Raw genomic sequence first — 13,792 nt, 5'->3', positions numbered from 1 at the left:
CGTTACCCTTTATATAATTCCTCAATTAAAGAGTAATTTTCATTCACAAAATACTTCAAATATTTTAGGGATTTTTCAAAACTAACAGACCAAATATCGTCAACAACCATTTGTCCTTTTTCTCCTAATATTCCAAATAGAACTTTTATTTTTTTTGGCCTATTATACCATAATGAAAATTCAAGTTTTTGGTCACTATCGTAATTAGCAGTCAAACAGAAACTTTTACCATTTTCTATGCAAATAAAATCAATAGAAGGGTTATAGTGAATGTCTTTGGGGTTTAATGAATTTAAAAGCTTTAGCTTATCTATCCAAGGGTAATTTTTAGCTACTTCTAAAACTTCATTTTTGGATAATGGACTATTTAAATATTCTATATCTTCTTTTTCTGGGTGACAAATAGAATATTTATATGTCATATATTTTTGTTTTGATGGTGATGAGTAATATCAAATAAAAAAAATTCAATGGTTTTATCCTAAAACGAAATCATTAAAGAAAATACAAACATAGATTGGTTGCCCTTAAATTTATTAGTGTTGGTACCTATATTTAGGTTATTGTCATTCAACTTATCAAACGTATTTAGAAAGCCGTAAATATAAGCTGCTTTTACCCTAAAATGACTGATTCCTGCAGACAAACCTACGGTACCATCAATATTGAATTTTGAAATATCAGAAATGTCTTGGGCTAGCAAAGCATCGTAGTTTTTTATAAAGTAGTTTTCTTTGGTATCATCCTTTAGCTCCATCTCGCCATTATATTGCAGCATAGGGCCTAAATCTAATGTTAAATAAGGCCCAATAATTTTTACATGCATTAACAAAGCAATTTGAGCTGTAAAAATTTTATAATCCAAAAACTCTTCAGTTCCTAAAGGAACTTGACTTGCGGCAATGCCCACATTATTTTCGGCTATTTGAATCATATAACTGATATTGTACCATTTGTGCGGAATATCAACCGTTGCAGAACCCGCAACAGCCCAGCCGTTTCCAGCTTTGGTTTCAAAATTGTCGGTTTGAAAATCAAATTGCGTGATCCCTCCCGAAATACCTATACCGTTAACAATAGGAATGGTACCATGAGGCCGTCTTTGTGCGTAACTAGTTGTAACAAAACCTATAGAAATAGCTACTAATAAAATAAGTCGTATAAATTGCATGCTTTTGAGTATGTGATTGCAACAAATATAACTTAAATTAGTACAACTTATTTTTTAACCATTAAATCTCATTGCTATGCCTTTTTATTTGATTCCTTTTGTCGTTTTTGGACTTCTTATTTTAATATCGTCATTCTTCATTGTTAAACAACAGTCGGCTGCCATAATTGAGCGCTTTGGGAAATTTCAAAGCATTCGTCATTCTGGACTACAAATGAAAATTCCTTTGGTAGATAGAGTAGCTGGACGATTGAGTTTAAAAATCCAACAACTGGATGTGATTATAGAAACCAAAACGTTAGATGATGTGTTCGTACGCTTAAAAGTTTCGGTTCAATATAAAGTTATTAAAGACAAGGTTTACGACGCTTTTTATAAGCTGGATTACCCACACGACCAAATTACCAGTTATGTATTTGATGTGGTACGTGCCGAAGTTCCTAAAATGAAATTAGATGATGTTTTTGTAAAAAAAGATGATATTGCTTTAGCCGTAAAAGCCGAATTGAATGATGCTATGTTGGATTATGGATTTGATATTATTAAAACCTTGGTTACAGACATTGATCCTGATGCACAAGTAAAGGCGGCTATGAACCGTATTAATGCATCGGAGCGTGAAAAAATAGCCGCACAATTTGAAGGTGATGCCGCACGTATTTTAATTGTTGAAAAAGCTAAAGCCGAAGCAGAAAGTAAGCGTTTACAAGGTCAAGGTATTGCCGATCAACGACGTGAGATTGCTCGTGGTTTAGAGGAGTCTGTTGAAGTGTTAAATCGCGTAGGTATAAACAGTCAAGAAGCTTCTGCACTGATAGTGGTTACACAACATTACGATACGCTACAATCACTTGGCGAGGAAACCAATAGCAACCTTATTTTATTGCCTAACGCTCCTCAAGCTGGAAGTAATATGCTAAATGATATGGTAGCTAGTTTTGCAGCTAGTAATCAGATTGGAGAAGCTATGAAAGAAGCTAGAAACAATAAAAAAGAAAAATAATTATAACTTCAATTACAGAAATGATAAGCCTCTTTTTTAGAGGCTTTTTTTAATGCTCTTCTTTGTATTTTTTAATTAAGTCTTTTAGACTTTCTAAATAGTCTTCAAGTTCGCTTGCATCCACTTTCGGATGTTCCATATTGGGAATTGTTACTGGATTTTCATCTAAATACTGATAAACTTCAGGGTAATTCGTTTCTATATCTCGAGTAACTTGTGTGATTTCGGTAAGTAATTCCTGAACATTTTTCATAATATCTGTTTATACTATAAAATAATGAAAACTAAAAGGATATCAAAATCCTGCTCTAAAACTGTTTATATTATTTAAAAGGATGGCGCTCCTCCCAGTCTTGTTTTGGGTTCATCAATTTAAAAATAGCCTTTAAAAGGGTGTTCATAATCCAATTTGTGTGTTTTAAGTACATAATCATTTTTTTGGGCTTGGCTCCCACCGAGCTTTTAATAGCCATGGCTGTACGTGCGTAAACTATGGCTTTAAAATTATGTTTTATGCCAAATTGAAGCATGTCATACAACATGTTTAAATACAACTGGTGTTGGTATTGGTATTTAGGGTTGTAACCTAAAAAGTACGTTTCTAGATTCTTGCCGTTTAAAATAAGGGTGTAAAATCCTACGATTTGATTATCAAGATAATAAACATAGACCCTAAAGGCTTTTTCTAAATGTAACTTAAACTCTAAAAAATGGTTTTCAGGAAGAATAAAGGTGTTAATTTTAGCATGATCTGAAACGTTTTTATATAGCCTATAAAGCAATTTAGAATGTGTTTCTATGTCTTGATTATAAAGTTCCTTTTTTGAAATTTGTCTAGCTTTTCTTCTAGCCGTTTTATAACGATCACGATACTTTTTATTTAAATCTGAAATATAATCATCAAAAGTATTCCAGTGTGGCTTAACATCTAAAACCATGTTGGGTTGAACCACAAGCTTATGGAAACCAAAAGCCTTTAGTTTATCTGAATATAATGGTAGTGGGTTTTCAATAAAATAGTCTTTCATTAAATATGCCCGAATAGACTTGTTGTATTGCGCTTTAATGTTTTGCTTTAGCAATAACAAGGCTTTAAATAGGGCTTCAGTAAAATCGTTAATAGAATACTTTGTAGTGTTGAAATACACACCATGCTGGCCAGTGTGTGTTATATTGCCAGCGACAAGTATGTTGCCTTTTAAAACCTTTGAAACAAGGTTTTTAAACCGTTCCTTAAAACACGTGTCGTTATGATTCCTAAACATGTCGTTTAAGTATAATTCTACGCGCTGTACTATTGTTATGCCAATTAATTCTGAATGACTGTAAAAACCAATATAATAAAGCGATATATTTTTAGGAGAGGATTTTTCAAGGGCTTCTAAATAGGTTGTTTGCAAAAACAAATCGTGATGTGCAATAGCGTTCCAGTTGCTCGGCAGTTTGTTAGCATGTTTAAAAATCTGAAAATCTATCACAATATCATGAAAAAAGACTGATTGGTTCAATCAGTCTTTTATATTTTAAGTTCATTACAAATTATTTCCAGGCGCAAATAATTCCACCCATTATTCCTAAAGTTACAATCCAGTAACCGCTGTTAATAAAAATGTATTTAGCGCTTTTACGTTCAAATAAAGCATTGGTTCCTAAAATTGGTAACGCAATAAACACACCTGTTAACACACCATGTAAAACACCATGCTTAAAGGTTCTAAAAGCATCTGAATAGTCAGAAACAAAAGCTTCATAAGAAGGTAGCGCTGCAGCTGGGTCGCCACCCATTAAGCTAAAAGCACCCATTTGATGGATTACAATACCTGGTAAAGCAGTAGATAACATAAAAGCAAACAACAGTGCTAAACCAAATATTTTAGCCATGTTACCGCCTTTTATTTGCTCGTCTGTCATACCAGCGGCTTGCATCCAAGCATTACCAAAAACTTTTGGGTTATACCATATAAAGCCTACAACTAAAGCAGAAACTGCCGCGACCAACATGGCAAGAGGGTTTAAATACTCCATAGTCAATAAATTTTAAGTTAGTGCATTAAATATAACTTAAAAAACTGATTAATAGGATTATTTAACGTTTGTAATAATAAATTATGCTTCTTGTGCTTCTGATACCAAAAGCTCGTTCTTATCTTCTAAAGCCTTTGAAATAAAGTCATTAATTGAATTATTTCGCTCTTGACCATTGTTTAATAACACTTTTAAAGCAATCATAACAGCAATACGGGTTCCTGCTTTTTTTACTGCAGTATTAAATAGCGGTTCTAGCTCTTCATAAGAGACCTCTTTTGCTAATTGTTGTATTTCTGCTTTTACTTTTTGCTGTTTTTCTTCTGGATAATTCGTGTATTTTTTACCCAGTTGTTGAATAACACTAATTGCTTTTCGTTGCTGTTGATTATTATTCTGTTTGGGCTGGTTGTTTTGAGATTTTGGTTTTTGCTTTGCCCAAGAATCACGCAATCCAACAGTTTTATTAAACACCAGGTGCTCTGATGTAGAATCATCATCAACATTAAAATACCCTAAACGCTGAAATTGAAAACGTTCTCCAGGTTTTACATCTTTTAAACTTGGCTCAACGTAGGCGTCGATTACTTTAAGCGAATTAGGGTTTAAAAATGCCATAAAATCCTTACTCTCATGACTATCTGGAGCTTCATCCATAAACAAACGATCATATTCTCTTACTTCAGCTTTAATAGCGTGTTTTATGGATACCCAATGAAGCGTACCTTTAACCTTTTTAGAGGTATCTTCTGAATACGTACAATGAATTTCTGCTATTGAACCGTCAGGATTTTTAACAACATTTTCTGCTTTAATGATGTAAGCATTTTTTAAACGAACCTCACCTCCTAGTTTTAATCGGAAGAATTTGCTACTGGCCTCTTCTTTAAAGTCTGCCTTTTCAATATATAACTCCCTTGAAAACGGCACTTTTCTAAAGCCAGCACTATCGTCTTCTTGATTGTTTTCTGCTTCAAGCCATTCCTCCTTATCTTCAGGATAATTGTTAATAACCACTTTTACAGGATCTAAAACAGCCATAACACGTGGTGCGGTTTTGTTTAAATCCTCACGAATGCAAAATTCCAACAAAGAAACATCAATAACATTTTCACGTTTGGCCACACCTACTTTCTCAATAAAATTTCTGATAGAACCTGGTGTATAACCTCGACGCCTTAACCCCGAAATAGTAGGCATTCTAGGGTCATCCCAACCGTTGACAATGCCATCTTCAACCAATTTAAGAAGCTTACGCTTACTCATAATGGTGTAACTTAAGTTTAGGCGCGCAAATTCACGCTGTTTAGGAAGCATAGGTAAGGCTTCTGGTTGATATTTATATACTTGTTCCTTAAACCAGTCGTAAAGCTCTCTATGTGGCTTAAATTCAAGCGAGCACAAGGAGTGTGAAATTTGTTCAATATAATCGCTTTCACCGTGTGTCCAATCGTACATAGGGTAAATGCACCAATCATTTCCTGTTCTATGGTGTGCTTTCTTTAAAATACGATACATAATAGGGTCACGCATTAACATGTTAGGATGCTGCATATCTATTTTAGCGCGCAACACGTGGGTTCCTTCATCGAATTCCCCATTTTTCATGCGTTCGAACAAATCTAGATTTTCTTCAATACTTCGGTTACGATACGGCCCATCTACACCTGGTTGCGTAGGTGTTCCTTTTTGTTCTGCCATAGCATCGCTAGATTGCGAATCAACATAGGCCTTGTTTTCTTTGATAAGCAATACAGCCCAATCGTACAATTGCTGAAAATAGTCTGAAGAATACAACTCATTAGCCCACTTGTAACCAAGCCAAGAAACATCTTCTTTAATAGCATCTACATACTCCTGCTCTTCTTTGGCAGGATTGGTATCATCAAAACGTAAATTTACAGGTGCGTTATATTTTTCACCCAAACCAAAACTAATACCAATAGCTTTAGTGTGACCAATATGTAAATAACCATTAGGTTCAGGAGGAAAACGAAACCGTAAGGCTTTTTTGTCCAACCCATTAGCTAAATCGTCTTCTATAATATGCTCAATAAAATTGAGTGATTTTGTTTCTTCTGACATCATAATTTCTGCATCTAAAATGAGACGCACAAAATTAGTCATTTTTAGGTGTAATTGTAACATCTAGAACGTTTTTCATACTAATTAATAAAACCCTTTAAACATGCAACATAGAAACTACGAATGTCCAAAATGCCATAATCGTACGTATCAAGTCGATCAAATACAGGCTACTGGTGGTTTATTTACAAAATTGTTCAATATTCAAAATAAGCGCTTTACCACTGTAACCTGTGAACGCTGTACGTATACTGAATTTTACAAAACCAAAACCAGTACCATTACGAATATTTTTGACTTTTTCACCAACTAGTTCCTCTTGATATAAATTAATTTTAGAATTTCACCTAAAGTGACAATCTGAATATTATTTTTGCCGTATGGGAATAATTAAAGTTGAAAACATACGTGTTTTTGCCAATCATGGCTGCTTAAGCGAAGAAACTAAAATAGGCAGTGATTATCGTGTTGACTTAGAGGTTAAAGCCAATTTACAACCTTCTGCAAAATCGGATTTGTTGCGGGATACTGTTGATTACGTATTTCTTAATCGTATAATACGTGAAGAAATGCACAAACCGTCACATTTATTGGAAACAGTTGCGAGACGTATTTTAGACCGTATTTTTAATGAAGATGTATTAGTTAAAAAAGCTACGGTTTGCATCAGTAAAGTGAATCCGCCTATTGGTGGTGATGTGGAAATGGTAACGATAAAAATGACCGACAAACGAAAAAACTATAAGTAAGTAGTGTAAAAAACTTATTTTTTTTACATTTGCTGTCGAACAAGGTGTCGTGGCCGAGTGGCTAGGCAGTGGTCTGCAACACCATCTACAGCGGTTCGAATCCGCTCGACACCTCTAAAAAAACCTTCAACAGACGTTGAGGGTTTTTTGTTTTTAAATTTTAGGAAAATTTAGAGTAAGATTATTACAGCGGTTCGAAATATAACTTACTACACAATCAATAACCTTCTACTTTCATTGAAGATTTTTTATTTCTAATTTTTACAAAAAATTAATTAAAGTAAACAACACCATCTACAGAGGTTCCCGAGAAGCTTCGGGACACTCGACACCTCTAGAAAGAGTTAAAATTTTTTAACTCTTTTTTTTATTTAATATTTGTAAAAAGAATTATTGTGGCTAGTTTTTTATTTTTTTTATTTAACTCAACTAAAAAAAGCTTAGTTGGTGTTTTTGTAATGTTTCTTTTCCTTGTTTCTTGTGAAACAAATAACACACATAAAAAAGAACTTAAATTTATGTCTACTAAAGACAGTAATAATGATTTTATTTCTTTTCAAGAAGTTGGTTTAATAAAGATTAAAGATGAAATCTTTAAAGAGGATGTTTTATTGCTTAAAGAACATATTGATTATAATTACTTTTACGAGATTTTTGATAATAGGTATTTAATAGTGTCTGTTCAAAAAAAGGGGTTAACAACTTGGTCGGGTTGGGATACTGTACCGAAAGATTCGGTTTTAATAACAGATATTGCTGTTAATGTTAAAAATATAAAAACCAAATATTTTTCTTTACAAAAAGCTTTTTTTGCTAGAAATAAAGAAGAGTTAACAAATAAGTATGATTATTCTGAAAATATTAAGTTAAATACAAATTATACCTATCATTATGCTATTGAGGATATTAAATTTGATAAAAATGAACTATTATTAATTCATCCTGACTTAACTGTGAAAAAGTATATTTTAAAATAAAATTAATTGACTAATCCAAAGGATTTATCTGTTCCAGTTTATCCTTAATCATTTCCTTTTCTTTTGGGAAGAAGCCTTGCACCAGTAGTAATATTCCAAAACCCAAAATAACCAAGGCAACAATTTTTTTTGTTTTAAAGATGCGTCGTGGCGTTAATTTGTTTTTAAGTGTTTTGGCTGCTGCAATCTTTAACAAGTCAACTAAAAAATAAACTGCTAAAATGGTGGCTAAAAACACCCATAGCTCTTGACTGGTTTCAGTTAGTGAATTACCAATTACAATAAAACCCAACCAACCCAACAACACACCTATATTAATAAAGTTTAATAAAAACCCTTTAATAAAGAGCTTGCCAAATTTTTTCTTTATTTCTACTGTATGAAAATCACGAACTATAGAACGAAATGATTTTGAGGTTTTAACAAACGAAATAAAGCCATAAACCGCTAATAAAACACCACCAAAAATAAGAAAACTCGGGTCGTCCTTAACCTTATCCAAAAGTTTACTTGTACTGTAAAACGCCACCAAAATAAAAAACGCATCGGCTAAAATAACGCCTAAATCGAACATAATGGCACTTTTAAAACCTTTGGTAGCACTGGTTTCTAAAAGCACAAAAAAAACAGGTCCTATGGTAAATGATAGAATTATTCCAAAAGGTATGGCCGCTAATATGGCATCAAGCATAAACGTTATTAGTTTTCACAAATTTATGAAAACTTGTAGGATTAATCCATACGTTTTACGGTTCCTCCCATGGCTTTGCTTTCGTTTACTTCTTTTGGGTTGCCATAAATATAAATGTTTCCACCTGCTGTAATCTTGACATCAGCCAATTCTGTAGCATGAACAGATGCTTCTCCTCCTGCCTTAACCTTAACTTCGGTAGTTTCTGAAATTAAGTTCTTGGCCTCGTAAATACCGCCAGCAGAGACTGAAACATTTTGGTTTTTTGATGTTCCCTTTGCTTTAATATGTCCGCCAGTATACGCTTTTATGGTAGCGTAAGAAGTTTCTAATTCTACATCTATTTTAGCACCTTCTTGTGCGCTTAATTCTATATCAAATTGCTTAATAAGATCATTAGAGTAAATATAAGATCCTTCATTACCATCGATAATATCACAACCCGTGTAGTATAAGGTTACTTTGGTTTCATCTCCATTATAAACTTCCTCGATATCCATTTTAATCTTGAGCTTTCCATTTTTATTTACAAACACAACTTTATCGGTGTGTTTTCCTGTAATTTCAATTTTATTCTCTGAAGATTGAACCAGTTTAACTTGTATTAAATCGTAAACTTTAAGTTCTTTAAATTCACCTATTTGTTTTTCAACTATGTCTTGTGAAAATGATACTGTACTTATCATTAAAAAGATAATAATGAGGGATTTTTTCATGATACTATTTTTTAGATTTCCATTTTCATGGGATTACAATTAAAACTCCGATGCAAAGCACCGAAGAATTTTTCTATATTAAAAATTATTCATCTAGCTTTCCTAATAAGTTGAAGTCTAAATGTTTTTTAACCAAATCGGTATTTTTAACCTTTACAACGACTTCATCTCCTAATTGGTACATGTTTTTTGTATTTCTTCCAATTAATGCAAACTCGGTTTCATCAAAGTCATAGTGATCATCTGTAATATCGCGAACACGAACCATGCCTTCACATTTGTTATCAATGATTTCAACATAGATTCCCCAATCTGTTACACCTGAAATTACACCCACAAATTCTTCGTCTTTATGGTCTTGCATAAATTTAATCTGCATGTATTTAATAGAGTCTCTTTCGGCTTTTGTTGCTAGATATTCCATATTACTGGAGTGTACACACTTGTCTTCGTAAACCTCTTCATTAGCCGATTTTTCTCCATCTAAATAATGTTGCAACAAACGGTGTGCCATAACATCTGGATAACGACGAATTGGCGAGGTAAAGTGACTGTAATAATCAAAAGCTAATCCGTAATGTCCAATATTGTGTGTGGTATATTCCGCTTTACTCATACTTCTAATAGCTAATGTATCAACTAAATTCTGTTCTTTCTTACCTACAACATCCCTTAATAAATTATTTAACGATGCTGTTGTGGACTTCTTATCTTTAAAATTAAGTTTATACCCAAAACGAGCCACAATGTTTTGAAGTGCGGCTAATTTACTATCGTCTGGTTCGTCATGCACTCGATATATAAATGTTTTAGGCGGTTTTTGTTTCCCCACATATTCGGCTACTTTTCGATTTGCTAATAACATAAACTCTTCAATTAATTTATTGGCATCTTTCGACGTTTTAAAGTAAACACCTGTTGGGTTGTTATCTTTATCTAAGTTAAATTTAACTTCAACCTTATCAAAAGAAATAGCACCAGAACTCATACGCTTGCGACGCATAATTTTTGCAAGTTCGTCAAGTTTCAGAACAGCAAGAGCAATGTTTTTATCGGTTTGATATTCTTTTCCGGTTAAGGAAACATCTTTTGGAATGGTTGAATTAATTTGAGACCTCTCGACTTCGCTCGTGGTGATATTTGAATTATTTTCAATAATAGCTTGAGCCTCTTCATAAGCAAAACGTGCATCACTATATGTAACAGTCCTACCAAACCATTGGTTAATTACTTCGGCTTTATCATTCAGTTGAAAAACTGCCGAAAAGGTATATTTTTCTTCATGAGGTCTCAATGAACACGCATTATTAGATAAAATTTCAGGAAGCATAGGTACAACCCTATCCACTAAATATACAGATGTGGCGCGTTCATAAGCTTCTTCATCTAAAACTGTATTTGGTTTTACATAATGTGATACATCTGCAATATGAATACCAATCTCATACAAACCATTTTCGAGTGTTTGAAAAGATAAAGCATCATCAAAATCCTTGGCATCTTTAGGATCAATAGTAAAGGTTAAAACCTCACGCATATCGCGACGTTTGGCTATTTCTTCTTTTGTTATGGATGTGTCTAATTTATTCGCATAATCCTCCACTTCATAAGGAAATTCATAGGGTAAACCATATTCGGCTAAAATGGAATGTATTTCTGTATTATGCTCACCAGGTTTTCCTAAAACTTTAAGTACGCGTCCACTAGGGGAATCTTGAGTTTCTGGCCATTCATCCAAGGAAACCAAAACCTTATCACCCTCTTCAGCTTTGTTAACTTTATTAATGGGTACAAAGATATCCTTATACATTTTTGTACTATCAGGAATTACAAAAGCATAATTATCATGTACTTGAATTACACCTACATAATCATTTTTTGCCCGTTTTAATATTTTGGTAATTTCTCCCTCTCGTCTACCGCGTTTTAAGCGTTTATAAACATAAAATTCTACTTCATCACCATCTAATGCACGATTAATATTATTTGAAGCAATGTAAATATCCTCTTCAAATTCATCTGATATTATATAACCAGACCCTTTATGCGATAAATCTAAAATTCCGGTATGATAATCAGTAGTAACTATAGCTTTAAACTTGCCGCGCTCTACTTCTTCTATGTCGCCTTTAGCTTTTAACTGGTGAAGCTTCTTAATAATTTGATTACGGCTACTGGTATCATTGACACCAAGTTTTGCTGCAATTTGTTTATAGTTAAAGGATTTGTTTCGTTCTTTTTTTAATATACTTAAGATTGTATTTGTAAGGTTGGAAATCTTGTTTCTTGATGATTTCCTTTTTTTCTTTCTTGTCATGTAATTCTTTTCATATTCTGGTTCCAAAAGTCAGGAACGTGTAATTAATAATTTAATACCGAGGCGAAGTAAACTGTATTAAACTTCTACAAAGCTACGTTTTTAAAATTAAATCATATTATATGTAAGATTAACTTAGTGTAAAATTACTTATCCACATATACTAATATATCATCTTTTGTTTTTAAAAATTTAAAAAAATAATTTATGATTATTATAGCTTGTTAATAGTCATAATAACTTTTTCTTATTTTATTTTGAAAACACATAATTTACAATTAATTGATATTTAGTTAACATTAAAATTTATTATAACATATTCATTTTTAAGCCTATTTTAAAATCTATTAACAGCTGTTTATAACCTTTGTTAATAGCTTAATATTTATAAAAAAGTTAAATTTTACTGTTTATAAACCTGAATTTTGATGCTTAAAAAACAGCTAAAAAAATAGTGTAATTTTTTTGCTCATTTCATTGCTGTTTTTGTTTGTAAAATAAATTGAATTTTAAAAATTTTTCTTTTAGAAAAGAATAAACAGTTATTAACAAGTTATGAGATAAAAAATAAAATACTATTAACAGGACTATTTAGTTATTTACTGTAAAGCATGTAACATCATTTTGTAACTTTACACCATAAACAACACAACAAAAAAATGAAAATATCTATTGGAAACGATCACGCAGGAACCGAGTATAAATTCGCTATTGTTAAACATTTAGAAAGCAAAGGATACAGTATTTCAAATTATGGTACAGATAGTACTGATAGTGTAGATTATCCAGATTTTGTACATCCGGTTGCACAAGATGTTGATAGTAATAAAGTTGATTTTGGAATATTAATTTGTGGAAGTGCAAATGGTGTAGCCATGACTGCCAATAAATATCAACATGTAAGAGCAGGAATCTGTTGGATGAATGAAATTACAGAACTTACGCGTCAACATAACAACGCTAATATTATATGTATTCCTGCACGTTATACAGCCATTCCTCAAGCTATAAAAATGGTTGATACGTTTTTAGAAACTCAATTTGAAGGCGGACGTCATCAAAATCGCGTAGATAAAATACCTGCAAGCTGTTAATATCAATTGAATAGTAAATACCAATTTAGTATTGGTATAATATGGGACACGCGCATTCACATAACCACAATCATCCACAGTTAAAAGATAGAAATCTAGTAATTTCTATTTTATTAAATGTACTAATTACTGCATCACAAGTCATTGGAGGTTTAGTATCTGGAAGTTTAGCCTTATTAAGTGACGCTCTTCATAATTTTTCTGATGTTGTCTCTCTTGTCGTTAGTTTTGGAGCTTCTAAATTATCAAAACGTAAAGCATCCATACACAGAACCTTTGGTTATAAACGTGCCGAAATACTAGCAGCTTTTATAAATGCTTCTACATTGGTAATAGTTGGTATTCTGTTAATTATTGAAGCTGTTAAACGTTATCAAGGTCCACAAGAAATAGAGTCTAATTTGGTAATATGGTTATCAGCAGTTGCTATTTTGGCTAACGGATTTAGTGTGTTGTTATTAAAGCGCGATGCCGATTCTAATCTGAATATGCGCTCAGCTTACTTACACCTTTTAACAGATATGATGGCGAGCGTTGCTGTGTTAATTGGCGGTTTGTTAATGAAATATTACGAGATTTTCTGGGTAGATAGTGTACTAACCTTATTAATTGCATTGTATTTGGTTTGGGTTGGCTACGATTTATTGAAGAAATCAACTAAAATACTTATGTTGTTTACACCAGACCAGGTTAATATAAAAGAAGTATTACGAGTTGTACATAAAATACCCAAAGTAAATAAACTACACCATGTACATGTATGGTGTTTAAATGATGATGAATTACATTTGGAAGCGCATTTAGATTTAGTAGAAGATATTTCAATAACTGAATTTAATTCGGTTTTAAAGCAAATTGAAGATGTATTGCATGATACGTTTGAAATCAATCATGTAACCATTCAACCCGAATTTAATAAAGCAGATTCTAAAGACGTAATAGTACAAGATTAAAAAATTAATTG

At 32.4% G+C, this 13,792-nt stretch carries 15 protein-coding genes and 1 tRNA gene; 7 read left to right on the top strand and 9 right to left on the bottom strand.

Going from position 1 to position 13,792, the window contains the following annotated elements; genetic code table 11:
• Positions 1-2: 2 nt before the first annotated feature.
• Both MTX13_RS06420 and MTX13_RS06415 read right to left on the bottom strand, forming a co-directional pair.
• A complete protein-coding gene (locus MTX13_RS06420) occupies positions 3-422 on the bottom strand; it encodes a hypothetical protein (protein WP_250433590.1) in 420 nt (139 codons plus the stop codon).
• Between the two features lie 59 nt (positions 423-481).
• Complete coding sequence (locus MTX13_RS06415; protein WP_250433589.1) at positions 482-1,171, bottom strand: hypothetical protein; 690 nt, start codon at positions 1,169-1,171, stop codon at positions 482-484.
• A 76-nt stretch (positions 1,172-1,247) separates the two neighbouring features.
• Here MTX13_RS06415 and MTX13_RS06410 point away from each other — a divergent pair, with 76 nt between their 5' ends.
• Positions 1,248-2,174 carry an SPFH domain-containing protein gene (locus MTX13_RS06410; protein ID WP_250433588.1) on the top strand — a complete coding sequence of 309 codons (927 nt, stop codon included), beginning with the start codon at positions 1,248-1,250 and terminating at the stop codon, positions 2,172-2,174.
• 49 nt (positions 2,175-2,223) lie between these two features.
• On the opposite strand, the gene MTX13_RS06405 is transcribed toward MTX13_RS06410, so the two are convergent.
• From MTX13_RS06405 to MTX13_RS06390, 4 genes are all read right to left on the bottom strand, one after another.
• A complete protein-coding gene (locus MTX13_RS06405; protein ID WP_250433587.1) occupies positions 2,224-2,427 on the bottom strand; it encodes a hypothetical protein in 204 nt (67 codons plus the stop codon).
• Positions 2,428-2,497: 70 nt separating this feature from the next.
• A complete protein-coding gene (locus MTX13_RS06400; RefSeq protein WP_250433585.1) occupies positions 2,498-3,652 on the bottom strand; it encodes a GNAT family N-acetyltransferase in 1,155 nt (384 codons plus the stop codon).
• Positions 3,653-3,713: 61 nt separating this feature from the next.
• Positions 3,714-4,199 carry a DUF1761 domain-containing protein gene (locus tag MTX13_RS06395; protein ID WP_250433583.1) on the bottom strand — a complete coding sequence of 162 codons (486 nt, stop codon included), beginning with the start codon at positions 4,197-4,199 and terminating at the stop codon, positions 3,714-3,716.
• 81 nt (positions 4,200-4,280) lie between these two features.
• The gene (locus MTX13_RS06390) at positions 4,281-6,284 is read right to left on the bottom strand and encodes a glutamine--tRNA ligase/YqeY domain fusion protein (RefSeq protein WP_250433876.1); all 2,004 of its coding nucleotides are present in this window, start codon (positions 6,282-6,284) and stop codon (positions 4,281-4,283) included.
• Between the two features lie 103 nt (positions 6,285-6,387).
• On the opposite strand from MTX13_RS06390, the gene MTX13_RS06385 reads away from it, so the two are divergent.
• From MTX13_RS06385 to MTX13_RS06370, 4 genes are all read left to right on the top strand, one after another.
• Positions 6,388-6,597 (top strand): zinc ribbon domain-containing protein, encoded by a 210-nt coding sequence (locus MTX13_RS06385; protein ID WP_250433582.1) that lies wholly within the window; start codon positions 6,388-6,390, stop codon positions 6,595-6,597.
• Positions 6,598-6,664: 67 nt separating this feature from the next.
• On the top strand, positions 6,665-7,033 hold the full coding sequence (gene folB, locus MTX13_RS06380) for a dihydroneopterin aldolase (protein ID WP_250433581.1): 369 nt from the start codon (positions 6,665-6,667) through the stop codon (positions 7,031-7,033).
• A 43-nt stretch (positions 7,034-7,076) separates the two neighbouring features.
• Positions 7,077-7,147: transfer RNA gene (locus tag MTX13_RS06375), tRNA-Cys, on the top strand.
• A gap of 281 nt (positions 7,148-7,428) precedes the next feature.
• Positions 7,429-8,010 carry a hypothetical protein gene (locus MTX13_RS06370; RefSeq protein ID WP_250433580.1) on the top strand — a complete coding sequence of 194 codons (582 nt, stop codon included), beginning with the start codon at positions 7,429-7,431 and terminating at the stop codon, positions 8,008-8,010.
• A 10-nt stretch (positions 8,011-8,020) separates the two neighbouring features.
• On the opposite strand, the gene MTX13_RS06365 is transcribed toward MTX13_RS06370, so the two are convergent.
• The 3 genes from MTX13_RS06365 to rnr form a co-directional block, all read right to left on the bottom strand.
• Positions 8,021-8,701, bottom strand: coding sequence for a LysE family translocator (locus MTX13_RS06365; protein WP_250433579.1), 681 nt, complete (start codon positions 8,699-8,701; stop codon positions 8,021-8,023).
• A gap of 41 nt (positions 8,702-8,742) precedes the next feature.
• Entirely contained in the window at positions 8,743-9,417 is a 675-nt protein-coding gene (locus MTX13_RS06360; protein WP_250433578.1) for a head GIN domain-containing protein, read from the bottom strand.
• 85 nt (positions 9,418-9,502) lie between these two features.
• Entirely contained in the window at positions 9,503-11,734 is a 2,232-nt protein-coding gene (gene rnr / locus MTX13_RS06355) for a ribonuclease R (protein WP_250433577.1), read from the bottom strand.
• A gap of 659 nt (positions 11,735-12,393) precedes the next feature.
• On the opposite strand from rnr, the gene rpiB reads away from it, so the two are divergent.
• Both rpiB and MTX13_RS06345 read left to right on the top strand, forming a co-directional pair.
• Complete coding sequence (gene rpiB, locus MTX13_RS06350; protein WP_250433576.1) at positions 12,394-12,828, top strand: ribose 5-phosphate isomerase B; 435 nt, start codon at positions 12,394-12,396, stop codon at positions 12,826-12,828.
• A gap of 41 nt (positions 12,829-12,869) precedes the next feature.
• Entirely contained in the window at positions 12,870-13,781 is a 912-nt protein-coding gene (locus MTX13_RS06345) for a cation diffusion facilitator family transporter (RefSeq protein ID WP_250433575.1), read from the top strand.
• The last annotated feature ends 11 nt before the right edge of the window (positions 13,782-13,792 follow it).

It is taken from the genome of Hanstruepera flava, from assembly GCF_023634025.1.
GTDB classification, from domain to species: Bacteria; Bacteroidota; Bacteroidia; order Flavobacteriales; family Flavobacteriaceae; genus Hanstruepera; species Hanstruepera flava.
The sequence above is the reverse complement of the archived record's forward strand: the minus strand, read 5'-3'. Positions and strand labels throughout refer to the sequence as shown.

Bases quoted from the DNA above. Each gene is read 5' to 3' on its own strand.
- MTX13_RS06420 (WP_250433590.1), bottom strand. From the start codon at position 422: ATGACATATAAATATTCTATTTGTCACCCAGAAAAAGAAGATATAGAA.
- MTX13_RS06415 (WP_250433589.1), bottom strand. From the start codon at position 1,171: ATGCAATTTATACGACTTATTTTATTAGTAGCTATTTCTATAGGTTTT.
- MTX13_RS06410 (WP_250433588.1), top strand. From the start codon at position 1,248: ATGCCTTTTTATTTGATTCCTTTTGTCGTTTTTGGACTTCTTATTTTA.
- MTX13_RS06405 (WP_250433587.1), bottom strand. From the start codon at position 2,427: ATGAAAAATGTTCAGGAATTACTTACCGAAATCACACAAGTTACTCGA.
- MTX13_RS06395 (WP_250433583.1), bottom strand. From the start codon at position 4,199: ATGGAGTATTTAAACCCTCTTGCCATGTTGGTCGCGGCAGTTTCTGCT.
- MTX13_RS06390 (WP_250433876.1), bottom strand. From the start codon at position 6,284: ATGTCAGAAGAAACAAAATCACTCAATTTTATTGAGCATATTATAGAA.
- MTX13_RS06385 (WP_250433582.1), top strand. From the start codon at position 6,388: ATGCAACATAGAAACTACGAATGTCCAAAATGCCATAATCGTACGTAT.
- folB (WP_250433581.1), top strand. From the start codon at position 6,665: ATGGGAATAATTAAAGTTGAAAACATACGTGTTTTTGCCAATCATGGC.
- MTX13_RS06365 (WP_250433579.1), bottom strand. From the start codon at position 8,701: ATGCTTGATGCCATATTAGCGGCCATACCTTTTGGAATAATTCTATCA.
- MTX13_RS06360 (WP_250433578.1), bottom strand. From the start codon at position 9,417: ATGAAAAAATCCCTCATTATTATCTTTTTAATGATAAGTACAGTATCA.
- rnr (WP_250433577.1), bottom strand. From the start codon at position 11,734: ATGACAAGAAAGAAAAAAAGGAAATCATCAAGAAACAAGATTTCCAAC.
- rpiB (WP_250433576.1), top strand. From the start codon at position 12,394: ATGAAAATATCTATTGGAAACGATCACGCAGGAACCGAGTATAAATTC.
- MTX13_RS06345 (WP_250433575.1), top strand. From the start codon at position 12,870: ATGGGACACGCGCATTCACATAACCACAATCATCCACAGTTAAAAGAT.